The 20,044-nt window shown below is 36.4% G+C and carries 21 protein-coding genes; 8 read left to right on the forward strand and 13 right to left on the reverse strand.

Annotated elements, in window-relative coordinates; translation table 11 throughout:
- Positions 1-91: 91 nt before the first annotated feature.
- From D0817_RS02120 to D0817_RS02150, 7 genes are all read right to left on the reverse strand, one after another.
- Positions 92-2,020, reverse strand: a complete 1,929-nt coding sequence (locus D0817_RS02120; RefSeq protein ID WP_127336731.1) for a protein-disulfide reductase DsbD family protein — start codon at positions 2,018-2,020, stop codon at positions 92-94.
- 81 nt (positions 2,021-2,101) lie between these two features.
- Positions 2,102-2,503 carry a hypothetical protein gene (locus tag D0817_RS02125; RefSeq protein ID WP_127336732.1) on the reverse strand — a complete coding sequence of 134 codons (402 nt, stop codon included), beginning with the start codon at positions 2,501-2,503 and terminating at the stop codon, positions 2,102-2,104.
- A 218-nt stretch (positions 2,504-2,721) separates the two neighbouring features.
- Entirely contained in the window at positions 2,722-3,570 is an 849-nt protein-coding gene (locus D0817_RS02130) for a helix-turn-helix domain-containing protein (protein ID WP_127336733.1), read from the reverse strand.
- Positions 3,571-3,660: 90 nt separating this feature from the next.
- Entirely contained in the window at positions 3,661-4,509 is an 849-nt protein-coding gene (locus D0817_RS02135) for a helix-turn-helix domain-containing protein (RefSeq protein ID WP_161568405.1), read from the reverse strand.
- A gap of 372 nt (positions 4,510-4,881) precedes the next feature.
- Positions 4,882-5,307 (reverse strand): OsmC family peroxiredoxin, encoded by a 426-nt coding sequence (locus D0817_RS02140; protein WP_127336735.1) that lies wholly within the window; start codon positions 5,305-5,307, stop codon positions 4,882-4,884.
- A 165-nt stretch (positions 5,308-5,472) separates the two neighbouring features.
- Positions 5,473-6,306, reverse strand: a complete 834-nt coding sequence (locus tag D0817_RS02145) for an SDR family NAD(P)-dependent oxidoreductase (protein WP_127336736.1) — start codon at positions 6,304-6,306, stop codon at positions 5,473-5,475.
- 75 nt (positions 6,307-6,381) lie between these two features.
- A complete protein-coding gene (locus D0817_RS02150; protein ID WP_127336737.1) occupies positions 6,382-7,287 on the reverse strand; it encodes a helix-turn-helix domain-containing protein in 906 nt (301 codons plus the stop codon).
- A 227-nt stretch (positions 7,288-7,514) separates the two neighbouring features.
- On the opposite strand from D0817_RS02150, the gene D0817_RS02155 reads away from it, so the two are divergent.
- Complete coding sequence (locus D0817_RS02155) at positions 7,515-8,009, forward strand: hypothetical protein (protein ID WP_127336738.1); 495 nt, start codon at positions 7,515-7,517, stop codon at positions 8,007-8,009.
- 323 nt (positions 8,010-8,332) lie between these two features.
- On the opposite strand, the gene D0817_RS02160 is transcribed toward D0817_RS02155, so the two are convergent.
- The 5 genes from D0817_RS02160 to D0817_RS02180 form a co-directional block, all read right to left on the reverse strand.
- Positions 8,333-9,520 carry an MFS transporter gene (locus D0817_RS02160; RefSeq protein WP_127336739.1) on the reverse strand — a complete coding sequence of 396 codons (1,188 nt, stop codon included), beginning with the start codon at positions 9,518-9,520 and terminating at the stop codon, positions 8,333-8,335.
- A 13-nt stretch (positions 9,521-9,533) separates the two neighbouring features.
- Positions 9,534-10,298 carry an SDR family NAD(P)-dependent oxidoreductase gene (locus tag D0817_RS02165; protein ID WP_127336740.1) on the reverse strand — a complete coding sequence of 255 codons (765 nt, stop codon included), beginning with the start codon at positions 10,296-10,298 and terminating at the stop codon, positions 9,534-9,536.
- 265 nt (positions 10,299-10,563) lie between these two features.
- Entirely contained in the window at positions 10,564-11,394 is an 831-nt protein-coding gene (locus D0817_RS02170) for a hypothetical protein (RefSeq protein WP_127336741.1), read from the reverse strand.
- Positions 11,395-11,602: 208 nt separating this feature from the next.
- Positions 11,603-11,971, reverse strand: coding sequence for a hypothetical protein (locus D0817_RS02175; RefSeq protein ID WP_127336742.1), 369 nt, complete (start codon positions 11,969-11,971; stop codon positions 11,603-11,605).
- A gap of 130 nt (positions 11,972-12,101) precedes the next feature.
- Positions 12,102-12,932 carry a helix-turn-helix domain-containing protein gene (locus D0817_RS02180; RefSeq protein WP_127336743.1) on the reverse strand — a complete coding sequence of 277 codons (831 nt, stop codon included), beginning with the start codon at positions 12,930-12,932 and terminating at the stop codon, positions 12,102-12,104.
- 93 nt (positions 12,933-13,025) lie between these two features.
- On the opposite strand from D0817_RS02180, the gene D0817_RS02185 reads away from it, so the two are divergent.
- From D0817_RS02185 to D0817_RS02210, 6 genes are all read left to right on the forward strand, one after another.
- Positions 13,026-13,967 (forward strand): NADP-dependent oxidoreductase, encoded by a 942-nt coding sequence (locus D0817_RS02185; protein ID WP_127336744.1) that lies wholly within the window; start codon positions 13,026-13,028, stop codon positions 13,965-13,967.
- Positions 13,968-14,041: 74 nt separating this feature from the next.
- On the forward strand, positions 14,042-14,620 hold the full coding sequence (locus D0817_RS02190; RefSeq protein ID WP_127336745.1) for a hypothetical protein: 579 nt from the start codon (positions 14,042-14,044) through the stop codon (positions 14,618-14,620).
- Between the two features lie 492 nt (positions 14,621-15,112).
- Positions 15,113-15,625, forward strand: a complete 513-nt coding sequence (gene ilvN / locus D0817_RS02195; RefSeq protein ID WP_127336746.1) for an acetolactate synthase small subunit — start codon at positions 15,113-15,115, stop codon at positions 15,623-15,625.
- A gap of 320 nt (positions 15,626-15,945) precedes the next feature.
- Complete coding sequence (locus D0817_RS02200; protein WP_127336747.1) at positions 15,946-16,914, forward strand: AraC family transcriptional regulator; 969 nt, start codon at positions 15,946-15,948, stop codon at positions 16,912-16,914.
- A gap of 82 nt (positions 16,915-16,996) precedes the next feature.
- Complete coding sequence (locus D0817_RS02205; protein ID WP_161568406.1) at positions 16,997-17,854, forward strand: nuclear transport factor 2 family protein; 858 nt, start codon at positions 16,997-16,999, stop codon at positions 17,852-17,854.
- 77 nt (positions 17,855-17,931) lie between these two features.
- Positions 17,932-18,357, forward strand: a complete 426-nt coding sequence (locus D0817_RS02210; RefSeq protein WP_127336748.1) for a DoxX family protein — start codon at positions 17,932-17,934, stop codon at positions 18,355-18,357.
- Between the two features lie 141 nt (positions 18,358-18,498).
- Here the strand turns inward: D0817_RS02210 and D0817_RS02215 are convergent, their stop codons facing one another.
- On the reverse strand, positions 18,499-18,897 hold the full coding sequence (locus D0817_RS02215) for a winged helix-turn-helix transcriptional regulator (protein WP_127336749.1): 399 nt from the start codon (positions 18,895-18,897) through the stop codon (positions 18,499-18,501).
- A 127-nt stretch (positions 18,898-19,024) separates the two neighbouring features.
- On the opposite strand from D0817_RS02215, the gene D0817_RS02220 reads away from it, so the two are divergent.
- Positions 19,025-19,966 (forward strand): ketopantoate reductase family protein, encoded by a 942-nt coding sequence (locus D0817_RS02220; protein ID WP_127336750.1) that lies wholly within the window; start codon positions 19,025-19,027, stop codon positions 19,964-19,966.
- Positions 19,967-20,044: the final 78 nt, after the last annotated feature.

Consider the following 20,044-nt stretch of genomic DNA (forward strand, 5'->3'; position numbering starts at 1 on the left):
AGAATGTCTGACCACTCTATTGACAAGACAAATTTGCAATACAAAAAAGGAAAAGCTTTTATGAATCAGACCAACTATTTGGCAATTTAGTTCAATGCGGTATTTTAAAATTTTCAATTCCTTTTTGTAAAAAATCGACATAGGTTTTTGTATCAGGTTCGTAGGCTACAGGTTTGGTAAGCGCATTTTCATTAGTATCCATCAACACATAATAAGGCTGTGAATTTGTTTTGAATTTGGCCGTTTGAAAATCACTCCATTTATTACCGGCTGTTTTTATTTTTTTGCCTGTTGTGGGAGAAATTATTTGTTCATTTTCAGGCAGCAGGCTTGTATCATCTACATAAAGCGAAATCAATACATAGTTGTTATTTAATTTTTCCCAAACTACCGGATCGCTCCATACATTGTCCTCCATCTTGCGGCAATTGACACAGCTCCAGCCCGTAAAATCAAGTATTATGGGCTTGTGGACTTTTTTAGCATATGCCAGCCCTTTCTGGTAATCATGAAAACAGTTTAGATTTTGAGGACATTGCTGAGCATGTTTTTCTGTTACATCATTGGTCACTCTTGCGTTAGCGTTTCCTGTATTCTGGTTCCATTCTTTATAAAAAGAGGGTGGTAAAAATCCGCTGACAAGCTTTAAAGGGGCTCCCCATAGGCCTGGTATCAGATAGACCACGAAACTAAAAATCACAATAGATGATAGCAGTCCGCTTATTGAAACTTTTGCTTTTGTTTCGTATTCATCCAATTTTAGCTTACCAAGCATGTACAGCCCAAACATTGAAAAGATAACAATCCAGATTGCTATAAAAGTCTCTCTTTTTAAAAATCCAAGTTTGTACACCAGATCGAAAGTAGATAAAAATTTGAGCGCCAGGGCTAACTCCAAAAACCCCAATATTACTTTTACCTGACCAAGCCAGCTGCCGGACTTCGGCAATTTTTTCAGCATACTCGGAAAAGCAGCAAAGAGCATGAATGGGATAGACAATGCCAAAGCAAATCCAAACATTCCGATGGCAGGACCGGTTATGCTGCCTCCAATTGCCGCTTCTACCAAAAGACTCCCGATAATAGGACCTGTACAGGAAAATGAGACGAGGGCTAAAGTAAAAGCCATAAAGAATATTCCAATCAGTCCGCCCTTATCGGTCATCTTATCTGATTTGTCAAGCCATTTATTGGGCAGTGTTATTTCAAATGCACCTAAAAATGAAATGGCAAAAACAACAAATATTAAAAAGAAAACAAGGTTCACAATACCATTGCTGGCGAGGGCATTAAGAGCATCCGGGCCTAATGTCAAAGTAATAGTCAGACCTAGTGTAACATATATAACAACAATAGATGCGGCGTATAGTATCGCTTTCTTCACTCCGCCGTTTTTAGTAAAATAGCTAACGGTAAGCGGTATCATGGAAAATACACATGGAGTGAGAAGTGCTAAGAAACCACCCAATAACCCACCTAAGAAAACCCAGAATAAATTACTTTCTGCTGCAGGTGCTGTATAAGGTATACGTACCGCTACAGGTTCCGGTTTGTATTTTAATGTTATTTCTTCAGTATCAGGCGGCAGGCACATTGTACTGCTGCAGGACATATAAGTTATGGCGGCATTTATAGTAATACTGTCATTTGTCTTAGGTACTATTTTCTGAACAAAAGTCGCTTCATTTTCAAAATAATACAGCTTTTGGTTATTGTATTCTTTTGCTGTACGGCTAAGTGGCTTTGGCTCTAGTACTTTTCCTGCCAGTATATACTGATCTGATTTTCCAAAATCAAAAACAGTTGGTAAAGGTCCGTCGTGAATGGCCTTAAATTGGCTGTTAATATGCCAGCCTTTCTTTATGGTTGCTTTTAGGCTGACCAATAGCGTATCCGTGCTTCCCCTTTCAATATTTATTTTCCATTTTACCGGGTTTTCCTGTATTTGCCCAAAGCAATGGAATACGGACAGACATACAAGAAGTATTGTAACAGGAATTACTTTTTTTAGTGTAGACATATTTTTAAAATTTTGATGTTAAAAAAAAGGCAGCCCAGGTTATTGCTGAGCCACCTTAAAATTGCCTGAAAGCAAAAAGTACTATCCTTTCTTAAAATGATCCATTGCTCTGCCAAGATCTTCACTTGAAAGTGACATCACCAATTGATTGATAGGTTTTTTGGTTTTAGCATCAAATAAATAAACCACGCCTGTTGCCATGTAAGGTTCCATCATTTTGGTAAGTCCCAGTTTTTCAATTTCAGCTACCGATGGTTTTGCAGTTTCAGGACTGGTAACATTGTTAATTACAAATTGGTAAGCCCCGTCTTTATTGTTTTCTTTAAGCGCTTCCATTGCTCTCGTTTCATTGGCCTTACATACACTGCACCAACTTGCCGTTTTTACGACTGCTATTATTTTAGCTGAATTTTGAGCGTACGCTCCTGTTGTAAACACGATGGCAAACAGGGCTGTTGCCAATACTTTTTTTAAACTTTTCATTTTTTGATACTATTAGTTATGTCATTATTGACCCTGCAAAGTTGCGCTACAAAAAAGGAAAGGGTTTTGTGTATTAGCTCAACTATTTGACAATTTAGGCCAAACAAGAACCAAAAAATTAAAGCATGTCCATCAAAAAACTTTACACAAAAAAAATGCCCATAGAAAGATAATTACTGAATATCTGTTCGATGGGCATTATTGTAAATGACTGCTGTTTACTTTAATTTCAGACGATAGTTGCTTGGTGTAATGCTGTATTTATCATGAAAACTTTTGGTGAAATTTGCGAGATCATTAAAACCACAATCAAATGCAATGTCAGTAATACGTTCGTCTGAAACTATAAGCAGTTCGGCAGCCTTTTCAAGTCGCTGAGTTTTGATATAATTGGCCGGAGAGTCATTGTAAAGTTTTGTGAACTCCCTTTTAAAAGACGAAACGCTGAGATTGGTTTTCTGTGCCAGATCTTCAACACCCACCTGCAAAAATATATTTGCCTCTATAATTTGCTTAAAACTATAAGTAGCAGGCGAAAATAGCTGGGATAATATGACCTGAATGGTTGCTGCATTTTGCGTCTGCGACAATAAAAGAATAATCTCTTTTAATTTTAGAATTAAAATCTCTTCATTTACTAAAGACGGATTTTCGAAATAAAACAAAAGACCTTCAATATATTTTTTTATCAAAAAGTCATTATTGATTTTTTCGGTGGTTTGATTCGATACATTGTTTATTGGTTTTTGAAGCAATAAAGGGAATTCCTTTTGGTAAATTTTCTTCAGCGTTTCCGGGTGGAAACTTATAACTACCAGTTCATTTTGAGTACTTGTAGCGGAATTGCTGACTTTCTTCCCCGTATTGGCACAGGTTAGAAGTAATGAGTAGTTGCCGGGCACGACAATTTGTTCCTCTTCCGCATGAAATTGTATCTCACCTTCCAAAGAAAATAAAAAGCAAGCGTTATCGGATACTGGAAAAGGAAATTCAAAAGGTGATTTTAATTTTACTTTTTGAATTAACGTCTGACCGAATAAGTCAATTTTTTTATAGTCTGTAACCATTTAATATATTTTTAGATTGTAAAACTGCCCAAATGAAAACAAAAATAAGCGGTAAGAATTTAATATTAAATCACAAGATAATGACTATTATTAGATAATTAATGGTTTTAAATTCCTGAATTCAAGAGCGGTCATAGCAGTATTCTTTTTAAAAAAACGTGAAAAATAAGCATGATCTTCATAACCTAGTTCGTAGGCTATCTGTTTAACATCAAGTGTGGTATAATAAAGCATTCGTTTTGCTTCCAGTAAAATTTCCTGATTGATCCAGTAACTTGCCGGGAATCCTGTAATTTGTTTTACGATTTCATTAAGGTACAGGGGCGAGATATTAAGAAGCGATGCATATTCCTGAACCTGTTTGCTTTCTTTAATTTTTTCACCAACAAGCTGTTTAAAGGTAACAACAGTATTATATTTTGTCCCGCCAATATAAGGCATCAGATTTTGGGACAGCAAAATTCTTGTAGCCATTATTCCTGCCAGAGTTTCTATCATTGATCTTATTACCGATTTATACAGCGGTTGGGATTCTTCTTTAAGCATTTCTACAAGTAAAGGAAGTATTTTAAATGCCGCTTCATCATGGTCTACTGCAGCAACTTGTTTTAAATTTAAACAAGAGGTAAAGATTTCACGATACTGAACGGGCACCAGCTCATTATCGACAAATACCAGCCAGCCGCTGCATTCTTTAACATCGAGATAGCGGTGCATCTGTCCGGGAGCTACAAAACTTACAGAAGGTCCGGTTTGATTTATTTCATTAAAATCCAATTCCCATAGAAAATAACCGGTTTGCTGAATGATGAACATATAATGATTGTCACGGTGCGCAACATGTAAATATTCATTCAGATTGTCGAAGGTTGCCAGATCTACTCCAATGCTTCCCAGTTCATCTTTATGTACTTCTATAGCCTCTTTTTTTGCTGACATATTTTTCAAATATAATGGCCGAAAATGCAACATACCATTCCTTAGAATGCTGCAAAGTTTTTTAAGGAAACCGGGGTACAATATCCGGTAAAAACATATACTCAGTACGATAGTGCTTCGTAACCTCCACTTAGGTACTTATATTTTCATTACGCAAGTTAATAACTATGACCGGAAGCAGGCAATACTTCAGGTCATAAAACAGATAATATTTGCTGAAAAATTAAAAAACTATGATTTCCATGTCATACAATATTCGGTAATGCCAAGAAATTTTCCTGCGTAACAAGTGACTTTCATGTGATCACAATACAAATCAACCACTCCTCGAAATGTTGTATTTAATTCTTTCATGATCCGTAAAACTCTTTTTTAATTTTCGATAAATGCAAGATGAGCTTCAGATGTAATGGCTATACGTAACGCTTTAGAAATTAAGCAATCTTTTTCAGCAACTTTTACTAAGGCATTGAAAGTCTCTGCACTAATTCCCGGTACAATACCTGTAATAGAAAGATGTATTCCCGAAATATCAAAACCTTCCATTGACAAAACAGCTTCAGTGGTCAATGCTGTTGGCGGCATGCCTTGTTCTGTCAATGCAAAACTAACGGCCATGGTAAAACAGCCTGCATGTGCTGCTGCTAATAATTCTTCAGGATTTGTTCCTTTTTCTTCTCCGGTAAAACGGGTTTTGAAACTGTAATTTGTTTTGTTTAAAATCCCGCTCTGAGTAGTTAGCTCCCCTTTTCCCTCTTTTACACTCCCTGTCCACTGTGCTTTTGCTGTACGTTTCATCCTTCTTGCATTTTTAAATTTGAATGTCATTATTGACGGTACAAAGATGCCATACAAAACCAGGAAGGATTATGTGGATAAGACCAATTATTTGGCAATTTAGTCCAAAAAGAAAACTTTAAAAATTTAAGTTCTTTAAACAAATGACTGCAGTTCTAATTGCTGTCATAAAAAATCTGTAGAAACAGAAACCGATTCCCAGTCGGACATTTCTTTATGTAGCTGCTCAATTTTACTCTTTGCCCTGTTAAAAGCATCGCTTCCTAAAAATAAGTTTACCGGAGGATTCCGGCTAACGATCAACTGTAATAAAGCATCGGCTATGAGGTCCGGATTTCCAGGCTGTACCCCATCCATGCTGTTCATTTTTTCATGATATTCGCGCAGGTAATTATACTCCTGCAGTTGGTTTTTATTGTAAGCAATAGAATCCGGTTTTGCAAAACTTGTCCTGAACCATCCCGGCAAAACATTTGTAACATGTATTCCCAGTGGCTTTAAATCATTTGCAAGCGCTTCGGATAAGCCACTTAATGCAAATTTTGCAGCACAATACATGGACCATCCCAACCCCGGAGCAAAACCTGCTATTGATGAAATATTAATAATGTGACCTGAACGCTGTTCTCTAAGATAGGGCAAAGCTTTTTGAACAACCTTTACGGCAGCAAAAAAATTCACTTCGAAATTTTCGTTTATTTCGTCGGAGGTAAGTTCTTCCAATGCGCCTCCCAAACCATAACCTGCGTTGTTTACAATTATATCTACCCGTCCAAATTTTTCAATGGTGCTTTTAAGTGAAGACTCAATAGATTGCTCACTTTTTAAATCTGTCTCCAATGCCAGAAACCGTTCTCCATAGTGTGTGAATGGATCAAATGCTTTCACTGATCTTGAGGTAGCTGCAACGCTGTGCCCTTTAGATAGTAGTTGTTTCGTCAGTGCTAATCCCATTCCTTTGGAGGCTCCCGTTATATACCAAACTTTACTTGTGCTCATCATTATTATTTTTAGGCAAAGTTAAAACAGATAACTGGTGCCGTTTTGTTGAAACAGAACCATTTTTTGTCAAATTCAAACCTTTCTAAAAGACGATGGACTGCCGTTGGTTTGTTTTTTAAAAAAGTTGTTAAAATGCGCCTGGTCCTCAAATCCGAGTGCATAGCTAATTTCGGCTATGCTCCAGTTGGTATATTTCAGCAACGCTTTTGCCTCGGTAGCAAGCCTTTCGAAAATATGATCTGTAGTTGTGCGTCCAGTCGTTTTTTTTATTGCCCTATTGAGATAATTAACGTGTACGGAAAGCCTTTCAGCTGCCACTTTGGGTGACCTTAACTCAAAACGCTGCGTTGTCGATTCAATTGGGAACTGTCTTTCAAGAAGCTCCGTAAATGCAGCTGTCATTCGCGAACCTGCGTCAACGTGCCGATAAAGATCAACTGCCGGATGCAGCTGCAATGCTAAAAAGATAAGTTCACCGACATAGCTCTTAATCAATTCATACTTATAGATATAGTCCTTTTCAATAGTGGCAAGAATCTTTTCAAAAATGGCACTGATCTCACCGTAATTTTCATCATTGAGTTTAAAAACCGGATAAGTTCCCACTGAAAAAAGCGGTAATTCACTTAAATTAATACGGAAACTGTCCTGAAAAAATTCTTCTTTAAACACACAGAAACACCCTTTGGTATCCGGCTCCAATGCCTCATAAGTGTACGGGACCTTAGGATGAAAGAACAACAAAGTAGTACCGTTAATGGCAATACTCCTGTCTCCGTAATGAAATACAGTATTCCCTCTAAACAGCATAATTTTAAAAAAATCCCTGCGAATATAGTTGGCAGCTGTTGTATTTGTGGCAATACGGTCCTCAATTCTAAACACATTGAATTGCCCCGTATGCTTCGTGAGATTTTGTGATAAGATATTGAATTTATGTCTGTAAAATTCTTCCAGAGATTCTGTTGATGTTGCCATGGGTGAAGTATATTTTGCAAATTTCAAACTTTTTATCCGAAGATTATTGGTTTGACTTCAGTTTTATTTCAATCTTACAGCATGCAGGCACAGGACATTACAGGAGTTCCGTATAAACCATTTGAACCAAATTGCCAAAAGATTGAGCTAATTAACGAAATCCGGCTTTTCCCTTAAAATTACTTTTGTACTGTCGATTATGACAATTAATTTAAAAATTCAAAATTATGGGATTATCAAATTTAGGCATTTTTCACACTGTAATAGGCGTTGTAGCCATCATTGCCGCAATAATAGCATTTGTAAAATATGGCAAAATTGACTTAGGTCAACTCACAGGTAAAATTTATTTTTACTGTACATTGGTTACTTCATTAACCGCATTAGGTATATCTAAGCACGGAGGATTTAATCCTGGGCATGCTTTTTCAATACTAATCGTTATATTAATATTGGAAGCCTATTTTCTGAACTGGAGAAAGAAAGGATCTATCAGGGCCCGCTATTTTGAAAACTTTTGCCTGTCTTTCAGCTTTTTCCTTTCATTGGTACCAACTGTTAACGAAACCTTCACCCGTGTTCCTGTTGGGCATCCACTGGCAAAAGATATAAAAGATCCGGTAATTGCCAATACACTGTTAATCCTTTTGGTCCTTTTTATAGCGGGTACGGTGTATCAAATTATACAACAAAGGAAAATTAATAAAGCCGCATCGATTTAAGAAGTTTAAATCTGATAATTTTATAATTCGATTGCCCCGCGGTTTGCCCGGAGAGCACAGCCCAACTGTACTATTCAACACCATGAAAAAACAACAAAATTCAGATCGCAAAGCTATTGTTCTTTTTTTACTGATAACCTTTGCATAAAGTTCAGTGGCTTGGTTATTTACTTTAAATACTCAGAGTACCGGAAGTTTTGACAACCGTGTGTACGGGGATTACCGGGAGAGTTTTAATTAAAATAGGCTGCTACCTGGTTTAAACAAAAGAATCTTCTGAGAGCGTCAATTCTCAGAGGATTCTTTTTAGTTTTGGAAGCGCATTATTTTTTAGCCCTGTTAGCCAGTAAGATTCCGACGGCAAGCAAACAGCCGATGGCACCCAGGAAATAAACTGACCTGTAAGTATAATAAGCTGCTGCTAATCCCGCTAGCGGACCTGCCAGTGCCAGGGAAAGATCAAAGAATGCTGCAAAAGCCCCTAAAGCTGTGCCGCGCATTTGCGGCGCTACCTTTTGTATGGCCAGTACACCCAGAGACGGAAATATCAAAGAGAATCCGATTCCTGTGAGACTGCAGCCTGCTATGGCTATTGTTTTATTTGGCGAGAAACCTATTAGCAGTTGGCCTGCAAATTCGACAAACAATGATACGACCGCCACTTTATAACCGCCAAATTTATCGGGAAAAGAAGAACAAAAGACCCTTGTAAGGATGTAAAAGAAACCAAATGCCATGAAAGCCATTGATGGATTTCCCCAGTTATGATCAGAAAAAAGCAATGCAATAAAGGAAGATATACAGGCAAACCCTATCGCCGAAAATGCCAGTGCCAGCCCCTGTACTGATATAAGACCAATTACTTTATAAAATGGTTCCCGTATATGAGATGCATCTGCCGGTAAGGATGGCAGTCTTACCGTACAAAGCCAGCCCGCAACAGAAAGCAGACTAATGATAATAAAGACTGCTGTCATACCACAGGAACTTTTGAGCCATAAGGCAGCCGGAGCACCAATGGCAATCCCTGCATACATAGCGATACCATTCCATGTCATTACCTGCCCCGACTTATGCGTGCCAACCAGACCAATACCCCACGACAAGGCTCCTGTTATGGCAAGACTTTCAGCTATTCCGTGTATTACTCTTGCCACTATCAATAAACCTAAAACAAGTAATGTACTACTTGTAAACAAAGACGCTGTTATATAGGTAACTCCCGAAACTACCATTAGCAATATGCCTTTTCGGCAACTGGTCTTTGCACCTTCAGTATCCGTCACTTTTCCTGAATATGCCCTGGTCAGTAAAGTAGCAAGCGACTGCAGGCCAATTACCAGTCCCACAATAAAGCTGTTAAATTTAAGATCGTTTTTTACAAAACCCGGCAGTGTTCCCAGCGTCATTCCAATTGTTAAATAGACCGCAAACACTGACAGGATAATTGGCGTCATTATTTTTGCAAAACTTTTTTCGTTATTGCTTATTAAATCTGTATTTGTATTCATTACTAAAATTAAATTATAAATTCATCCCTCCCGAAACCTCAATACGCTGTGCAGTTATCCAGCCTGCCTCCTGCGTGCATAAAAAACACACTATACCGCCAATATCTTCCGGTTCACCTACCCGTCCCAGGGCGGTATTTGCTTTAACAAAGGCGTTGTATTGCGGATTATCCCTAACGATACCTCCTCCAAAATCGGTGGCTACTGGTCCCGGAGCTATTGCATTAACCCTGATACCTCTTGCAGACAATTCTTTGGCCTGATAACGGGTAAGAGTTTCTACTGCTCCCTTAATAGAAGCATATGCCGAATACCCCGATACACTGGACTGTGCAAGCCTGCTCGACATATTTATAATAGCACCGTTATCATTAAGGTAACCCAGCGCTTTTTGGGTAAAGAAATAAACACCTTTAAACAGTACATTAACCAACTGATCAAATTGTGCCTCAGAGGTAGATTCGAAAGGCTCATTTAATCCAATGCCTGCATTATTTATAAGATAATCAAAATTGGACGTACCAAAGTTTTCCGTTAACGTACCAGATAGCGTTTTAAAAAATTCATCAAATGAAGCGATAGCAGCAGAATTCAGCTGAAGTGCTGCTGCTTTACGGCCTTTTTCCCTTATAAGCTCAACAACATCTAAAGCTTCAATTTGGTGGGTGTGGTAGGTAAGGATAACATCTATGCCTTTTTCTGCAAGCTGTAAAGCGATATTTTTTCCAATTCCGCGATTGCCTCCCGTAACAACGGCAATTTTGTCTATGTGTTTCATTGTCGTATTTTATTATTGTTATACAATGCAAAAATAAAACGGAAACTCATAATGAAAGATAGATAACTAATGGCTGTTATTGGACGATTGATGGTTTTTAAATACTTTTTTTTCACCACATAAACTTAAGGGCGTTTTTAAAAATATTTTTGCAACTGTCGGAGTTATAGCGTTGATGACATAAAAAAATCTCCAAAGTTTAAAAAGACTTTGGAGATTTATACAGAAAGTTCCCTGAGTGGAAATCTTCAAAAATACAGGGTTTCTATTTTTTTGATTTTAATATCCTTCTGATTTTTTTTACGTTTTTGATCTTGATTCCCTCTGCCTCTACTAAGGCTAAATCTTCCAAAAACTCATCTTTAAAAGTTGAGTTGGGTTCTTCAAAAGGCTGGTCTTTTAATTTTATATAAAGAGCCTCTGCTTCCTGATAATGTCCTTGTAATAAAAACAGCAGCGGTTTATTGGAAATAGGATATTTCGATTCGGGATCATACTTCATACTTTGATTTAAATAATACGCCACATCATTTAATTTTTGAGTTACAAGGCTGTACCAGGCCAGACTATTGTAATCCCTTCCCATTTTTTTCTTTGTGACGCTATCAGGGGCAATTTTATAGTACGCAGCATCCAAAGCAACCAAACCAAGATAGTGCGCCCTTAGGTCCTTATTTGATTTTAACGATGAAATACCGGTTTTTAAAAAGTAATCACGATACTCTTTGACACGAGCAGTATCTGAGACGAATAGCAGTTGCGACCTGGCGTCTGACGTATAATTATAAGAAATCAGGCTGATTTTATACCGGTAGCCCACGTCATCTTTTAATTTTAAAATATTCGAAATTAATGAATCTGCCCTGCTTATGTCATTTTCCTGCAAGTAATACTCGTAAAATTTTAATATTCGGTCCGGGCTTTTACCACGGATAAGGTTTGCGGTGTTTTTCTTTTTTAAATTAAATTCAGCTCTTATAGTATCTAATGTTTCTGTTTTGTTATTTTGACACGTCATATGGGCGTGTAGGTTTGCCTGAGATACTGAAATACTTAGCATTAGTATCGCGTAGAATAATATTATTATTGATTTCATTTTTTTAAAACTTTACTTAAATTTAGTTTTTGTCCGGCTTTTTCTCCCATACATAGCATCTTTTGTAAGGCAGCGTAAGACCATGTCTTATTCTGCTGTCACTATTAGACTGTTATAATTCTTTTCCGGTAAATTTTTTTAATTGAACAGTTTAAGCAGCAGAATATTAGCTGTTAATTTAACACACTTGTGGCTGTCACTTTTGAATTTAACCTATTTTTGGTTTCAAAAAAAGAGAAGAGAAACCCGAAGAAACAGAATTCTCGGGATGATTGGATTTTTGATTTTCATTGCAAAAATCATAATTTCCGGCTTTTAAGGCAGTTGCGTTACATACTAAAAAAACAGTTGCAGATGGTACGCAAATGCATTTAGCGTCTTTACAATTATTATGACAGCAATGATGCTTTTTATTTTTATGCCCGGCAGCAGCCGCACAGCAATCTTTTTTACCAGTAGCTGATGACATTTCTGTGGCAGAATGAGCTATTTTAGATTTACTTCCACACGCAAAAGTATTATCCGGCATCAGGAAAATGCTCAATAATAAAACTGCTAAAAAGTAAAAGTTTTTCATTCGTCAAATTAAATCGGATACAAACATAATAATTATACTTTAGTCACTACTAGTTTGTTAACTATTATTTATTCGAAAGCTTAAACTTTTTTTATTTTTTCTGTCATGGCATTATTATTTTTAAGTAGAGCTAAAGTGCCCGTATATCCCTTAAACTATATCCTCTTTGTTTTCTAAAGAACTTGTTTAGATGGCTTACATCCGTAAAACCAAATTCATATGCTATTTCGTTCATACGTTTATCGCTGAACTTTATTCTATGCTCTATCAGGTTAACCTTGTATTTGGCGATATACTGCTGTAGGGTGTCATTGGTATGTTTTTTAAAATACCTGCCAACATAAGCAGTCGATACTGAAAATACGCTGCTGATCTGCTCTGCTTTTAACTTTTCAGGATCATAAATATTCTGCTGAATATATTGCAATATTTTAACGGCCTTTTCTTCTGTCGTTTCAGAGATATAATCAGGTAAAAAAGTGGCAATATTTCGGGCTACAATTATAATTAAAGTATTTATTAACTGATGTATTAAGTCTTCGTTATACAAATGCTTAAAGGTGTACTCCTCATAAATGGTCTCAATAACAGGTGCAACAAAGCTCCTGTCAGAAATATTCCTGAGAATACATTCATTGTGATGATTGGCATTCTGTAAAATATATTCCAGACGCTGCAGGCTGTCACTGCCAAAATTATTTTTCTCTAAGTACATATTGGTAAAGCGGAGAAAAAAAAATTCTGTTTTAGTCTCAATTACAAAGTGATGCGTGTCTTCCGGTGTCATCAAATAGAGCTGTCCGGCATGATATTTACATTCTGACTGATTTAAAATATGTCTTCCTGTACCCGATCGTATAAAAGCTAATTCAAAAAAATTATGACCGTGCTCAAACTTAGAGCAGACTTCAGCTTCGTTAAAGCTTATTTCATAAGGCGTATGTAAAGTTTCCTTCTTCATGGTGTAAATATACTTATTTATAGAAAACTTATACTTTCTAAATGGTGGTTTTTAAGTATAATTTTGTACTACAAACAATAAAAAATTAATTTTATGAAAGCAATATTTTTAAAAACCCCCGGGGCTGTGGAGAATTTCATTTATAAAGAAGTGCCACAACCCTCGATTACTGCGGATGAAGTCTTGGTTAAAGTCGAAAGTATTAGTATCAACCCAATAGATATCAAAACAAGAAAAGGTTTGGGGGTTTATATCTACGCTAATCTCGATCCGGCAAAGGAGTACATTCTAGGCTGGGATATTTCAGGAATTGTCATTCAGTCCAACTCTCCTTTATTTATAGCTGGAGACGAGGTCTTCGGTATGGTCAATTTCCCGGGATTGGGGGCAGCGTATGCAGAATTTGTAGCAGCGCCTGCCGCTCATTTAGCCAAAAAACCCGCTGGTATTTCACATCCTCAGGCTGCAGGCGCGACACTGGCGGCACTGACTGCCTGGCAAAATCTGGTAAACAGGGCCCATATCAAATCGGGAGACCGTGTTTCAATACATGCTGCGGCTGGCGGAGTTGGGCACTTTGCGGTACAAATTGCCAAACACTTTGGGGCATACGTGATTGGAACTTCTTCAGCCGCCAATAAAGATTTCGTTTTGTCTGTCGGAGCAGATGAACATATTGATTACAAAACCCAGACTTTAAGCGAAAGCGTCGAAAATGTTGACTTCGTTTTAGAATGTCTTGACAATCAAAGTATACTTAATTCCTTGCAGGTCATCAGACCCGGTGGGAGTCTGATTAGCATCCTTACCAATATCAGTCCGGAAGTACAAGTTCAGGCAGACGCCATGTCGATACAAACAGCTTATACAAGTGTAACTTCAAATGGAGCTGATATGAAACATATTGCTGAACTCCTTAGTTCCGGGGCGATAAAATCTCACATTTCAAAAGAATTTAGTTTCGACCAAATGGCTGAAGCCCATAACCAAATTGAGAGCGGACGTACTGTTGGCAAAGTGATCGTAAACCTTTAATTGAAAGCAATTTATAAAATCATCAAATTATGAACAAAAAAATAAATAGTAATCGATCTGTTAAATGCTTTAAAATGATAAAGCTGTTACTGCTGTTAGTACCTTTTTTATCCTTTTCCCAACAAAAAAAATCTGCTAAAGAAGCACTGAATGAATTGGGGCCTGAAAATTCTGTTTTAGCCAAACGAGCGGGGCTTTGGAACGTTACCGAAACTGTATGGGAATATCCCGGAGCAAAAGCTGTTGTAATTAAGGGCATGGTAGCCGAACGTGTGATGATTGGTTTGATGTTACAGGAATTTATACGACCATTGAAAGATACCCTGCATCATGATGTAAGACGTACTGACCTAATCACCTTCAACCAATTGGAAAGCCGCTGGAATTATGTGTCTTTCGATACCCGTGCGCCGGTTGGCCTAATGCCTGCATGGGGTAATGTTCGTGGAGACGGCACTAAAATTGACTTAAATTTTGCACCTTTCGCTGTTGTAGCTGACGCAGCCGATATAAAAGGCCAATTAATGATAATGGATCAGTCTTTTATTTTTAAGGATGAAAACAGCGACGTGAAAGACCAGTATTTCATGCTTGCCGATGGTAAAGGAACAAGATGGTTAGGACGACGCTATAGCTTTGTCAGGATAAAGTAATCATAAGTATACATAAATTACAATATGCAAATAAAAAAATATTGAAAATGAGAAGGCTTCCCTAAATCACCCGCTCTTTTGTTTGTATATTGGTTACGGGCAAATTAAGCGGATTTTAAAAATAAGCTGGAATATTTATAAAAAAATAATACATTTGCAGTCAGTAAAAAAAATGAAAAAATTAATTAACATCGTATCAATTAGTACCGTTATTATCATTAGATAAATAGCGAGAGGTATTATAGATAGTATACATATAAATTTTAAAGCCTCCCTCATCCGGAGGCTTTTTTATTTACATTAAAATGGAAAATCTAAAACAAAATATCATTACGGTTTCAATTATTATCATTCGTCAAACTTGACGGGTCAGGATTTTATGGAACAAAAAAAAGCCTTTCTCTGTCCTGATGAGAAAGGCTTTTTTTTATGCCTTAAACACAACATCTTTTACGAAAAATATTTTTTAATACTATTAAAAATTCGAACAAAATGAAACAGGAATATACCTTAACGCTCTACACGGAAGATAAAACAGGCTTGATAAATAAAATAGCCATTATGTTTTTAAGAAAGAAAATTGCTCTTGAAAGTCTGAATGTATCTACTTGTGAAATTACTAAAATGTACCGATTTACTGTTGTTATTAGGACCAGTCCGGAAGTTGTACACAATCTGGTCCTCCAGTTAGAAAAAATTATAGATGTTTTTAAATGTTACTATAATACAAATGAGGAAATCATATTTGGGCATCTCTGTTTTTTAAAAATTCCAACAGCTGCAGTTACAGACAATGAACCAATCGAAATAGTATTGAGGAAGATGGGCGCCAGGGCAATATCAATTGATAAACACTTTATGATATTTGAAGTTTCCGGCCATGAAAAAGAATTAGATGATTTATATATCCTACTAAAGCAAAATGATATGATTGTTGAATTTATAAAAAGTTCGCGAATTGCACTTTCAAAATCAGGACAAGGATTTAAAGATGAGGCAAAATGATATTTTAATGAATATTTCTCCTTTGTTATAACTTCAAAAAAAAATTGAAATTTACGTCCCCATAATTTAAATTAAAATTATTTTAGCGTAAAAGTATCATTTAAAGGCACATTTCTATCTTTCATTTTAAGTAGAAGCGCATCATTTTTACATTTTAAATCAAATAACATAAACAATAGTGTTACTAGCAATCTGGTCTGTGAGAGATCGGAGGCTATCAGAATGCCGGGTTGAAAGAAGTACCTGTGAACTTTACAAAAATTTGGCTTCCGCCGATAAAAAAATGGTTTAAAACTGCTTAAATAATTCCATATAAAAACATGAAAGATTTGCACAAAATTTATCCTGAAACGGCTCAGGTTCCACAAAATAGGAAAGGCAAAACTGTTACCAGTAATTGTAGTGATGCGCTGAAAAAAACAACAGACATTATAAAATATGATCTGAAAAAAGAACTTTCGATAGAATTTGAAATTGTAGATTTAGCTGATTTATACAAAGAATTTAAAGAGAAACTAACTGTTATCCATCGAACAGATTTCTATCATATCATTTGGTTTCAAAGTGGCAGTTGCACGCATTTGGTTGATTTTAATCCAATAAAAATAGATTTCAATTCTTTGTTATTCCTCAACAAGGATATTGTGCACCGTTTTGACGATCAAACGGATGTCGTTGGGAAAGCCATCTTATTTACAGAACGCTTTTTTTGTACAACAGAGAGCGACACTACGTTTTTACAAAATAGCATTTTGTTCAACGATTTATTTTCAAATTTTCCGGTCAGTCTTCAAAAAACAGCTGCACATTTTGAAGAATTATTTCAACAGATGCAAACAGAATTAAAAAACTCCAAAGACCATTTCCAGACTGCTATTTTACAAAATCTGCTGCATAATTTCCTGCTGCATGCAGAAAGAGAAAGAAGTAGCCAGAATTTTTCTCAAATTAAAAAGGATACTGATTTTGATTATGTGATGCTTTTTAAAAAATCTCTGGAAAAAACCTATAAAAATAAAAAACAGGTGAATTATTATGCCAGACAGATCAGCATCACAGAAAAACGGCTGAACCAGGCTACAACGAAGGTTTTAGGCAAAACACCAAAAGAAATGATTGATGACAGAATTATGCTGGAGGCCAAGAGAATTTTAGCACACACCAGAGAAAGCGTTAAGGAAATCGGCTATAGTTTAGGATTTGAAGAACCCACTTATTTTATTAAATACTTTAAAAAACATTCTCATGCAACACCAACTGAGTTTAGGGAAAAAATCAATTTGGCGTAAAAGTATCATTTAAAAGCATTTTTCTACCTTTTGTTATTTTTAAAAACCTGGCACTTTTGTATGGTAATTTAAACCTAACAAAATGAAAATAACAATCGTAAGTGCCGCCTTGGTTTTAATAGTGAGTTTATCTTCTTATAAAGAAATTTACCCTGCTTTAAAATCTCTAAATTCTGATAGATTAAGCAACAGACAAAAGGTAGTCCATTTATTAAAATCAATTGAAACAGGAGACAAAGAGCCTGTAAAATACATTAATCCAGACAAATACATTCAACACAATCTAAATGCAGCTGACGGTCTGGCGGGTTTTGGTGCTTTGATGCAATCTTTACCACCACACTCGGCAAGAGTACATACCGTTCGTTCTTTTGAAGACGGTAACTTTGTTTTTACACAAACAGACTATAATTTTTTCGGACCTAAAATTGGTTTTGACATTTTTCGCTTTGAAGACGGCAAAATTGTGGAACATTGGGACAATTTGCAGGAAACGGCAAGCCCAAATCCGAGCGGGCATACTATGATTGACGGTACCACCCAAATCAAAGACCTTGATAAAACAGAAGCGAACAAAACTTTGGTTAAAAATTTCATTACGGATATTTTAATAAACGGTAAAATGGAAAAATTAGCAGGTTATTTTAACGGAGACCACTACATTCAGCATAATCCTAATGTTCCGGATCAATTATCAGGATTAGGAAAAACACTGGAAAAATGGGCTAAGCAGGGAATCACCATGAAATATGACAAAATTCATCAAGTTTTAGGGGAAGGTAATTTTGTTCTCATTGTAAGCGAAGGACATCTGGCAGGAAAACATGATTCGTTCTACGATCTGTACAGGGTCGAAAACGGAAAAATAGCCGAGCACTGGGACACTATTGAGGAAATTCCCTCTAAGGATAATTGGAAAAATCAAAATGGGAAATTCTAAAACACCTCAACTTTTTATTAGCATACCAAAAAGTCATGTATTAAAATTCGGAATTTTCACCTTAAAATCATACTTCAATGTTTAAAATAAAACAATTCAATCAGCCTCTTATATCTGTCGACTTAGCATTCTTTTTTTTAAGAATTGCGCTGGGAGCATTAATTTTTATCAATCATGGAATTGAAAAAATATTCACGTTCAATGCTATGCTTGCGATTTTTCCTGACCCTATAGGTATTGGTAAATTTCCGGGTTTAATTTTTGCATTAGCGACCGATGGAATTTGCTCCATCCTCATCATTTTTGGTCTGTTTACCAGAATAAGCACCTTACTCCTGTCAATTAATTTACTTGTTGCATTTGTATTCTTTCACAAATTACAAATTACAGATGTGCATGGAGAATTAGTGGCGATATATTTAGCAGTTACACTTTTGCTATTTATTTTTGGCCCGGGTAATATTAGCATTGACAAATTAATAAAGAATAAATTTTCAGAATAAGCACCAGCTGTAAACGAGGATTTCAGGAGCATGCCAAAAAGGCTTCTGCCCTATTTATCTTAAATAAAAAAATCCGGTCCATGTAAATTTACGTGGTCCGGATTTTTGTTTAAGATGATGAAATGTATGCTGGTGAATTTGTCAATGAAACTCTTTAAGCTCGTCCTGCCACTCGACGGTCCAATTTAGTAAAGCCATTAAGGGATCGGCCGTACTTTTCCCAAATTCCGTAAGCCAGTATTCAACTTTTGGCGGAACTTCCGGATATACTTTTTTATCCACCATTTTATGTTTAATCAAAAGTTTTAAAGTTTGGTTGAGCATCTTAGGAGAAATACCTTCTACTTCTCGCTGCAGGTCACTATTCCGTTTTGTGCCATTGATAAGACTGCCCATGATCATCAAAGTCCACTTGTTTCCCATGATGGTATAAAACACATAAAGCGAGCAAAAATGTCCTTCAAAAGAATTCTCTGTCAGTGCTTTTTGTAAGTTTTGAAAATTTTCGTTTTTTTTCTCTCCGTTCATCCTTTTATCCATTCATTTATAACCTTTTGGTGTGTATCTCACCTCGAAGTACCCTCTTGCAAAGGTATTATATTGTGTCTAATTTTGAGTGAAATTTTAAGAAACAAAAGCTGTTTTTCAGTAAAATAAATTAAAAAATATGAAGATTTTAATGTTTGGCAGAGGGGTTATTTCCACACAGTACGGATGGGCTTTTGAGAAGGCAGGACACAATGTAACTTTTTACATTAGACCAGAAAGCGCCAGAGGATACAATCCTGAGATTTCAGTAAAAATTCTTGATGCACGACAAAAACTTGCAGGTGTGATGCACAGGGAAACATGGACAACCAAAGTAATTACTGATATTCCGGATCAGCACGATTATGACCTCATTATTGTTAGTGTGCAGCATTATCAGTTTGCAAAAGTGGCAGATTTTCTATCGCCTAAAATCGGCAAGGCAACGGTGCTTATTTTTAATAATTTCTGGACAGATCCCCTGCAGGAAACTGCTCTTTTTCCCAAAGAACAACTGGCCTGGGGCTTTCCTCTGGCCGGTGGTGGATTTGATGCCGATGGTGTTCTTAATGGAGCGATTTTGCCCGATGTACATTTTGGGACTTTTGGCACCGAACCAACCACCAGGGAAAAAGCTGTAAGAGCACTTTTTACAAAAACTGGTTTTAAAATAAAAGAACATTCTGATTTTCGGGGCTGGCTGTGGATACACTTTGCTGTCGATGCAGGTTTTTTCTCTAAAGTACTGGAAGTGCGTGATGTCGAAAAAGTTTTTAGTTCGACTAAACATTTAAAAGACATAATGCTTCAGGTTCGTGAGTTATTACAATTAGTAGAAAAGCGTGGCATAAACTTGTCCAATAATGTACAAGATATAAAAATGTACAGGCGACCAGCCTGGATAGGTAGTTTAATGGTGCGATTTTTACTTAAGATAAGCCCGCCATTTACCACGATGGTCTACAGTCACAATAATCCCGAAGAGGCAATCTCTTATGGACGCGATGTACTAAAAATTGCCAGAGAGCTAAACTTTAAATTACCGCTTCTGGAATCTAAATGCAAAGAATTTGAAATGTAGCAGAAGCTGCAAAACTTTATATAAAAACCCAATTATATTTTTATAAAACAACAAAATCGAAAGTATTAATTTAAAATC

Source organism: Flavobacterium cupreum, assembly GCF_003996965.1.
Classification (GTDB): Bacteria; Bacteroidota; Bacteroidia; order Flavobacteriales; family Flavobacteriaceae; genus Flavobacterium; species Flavobacterium cupreum.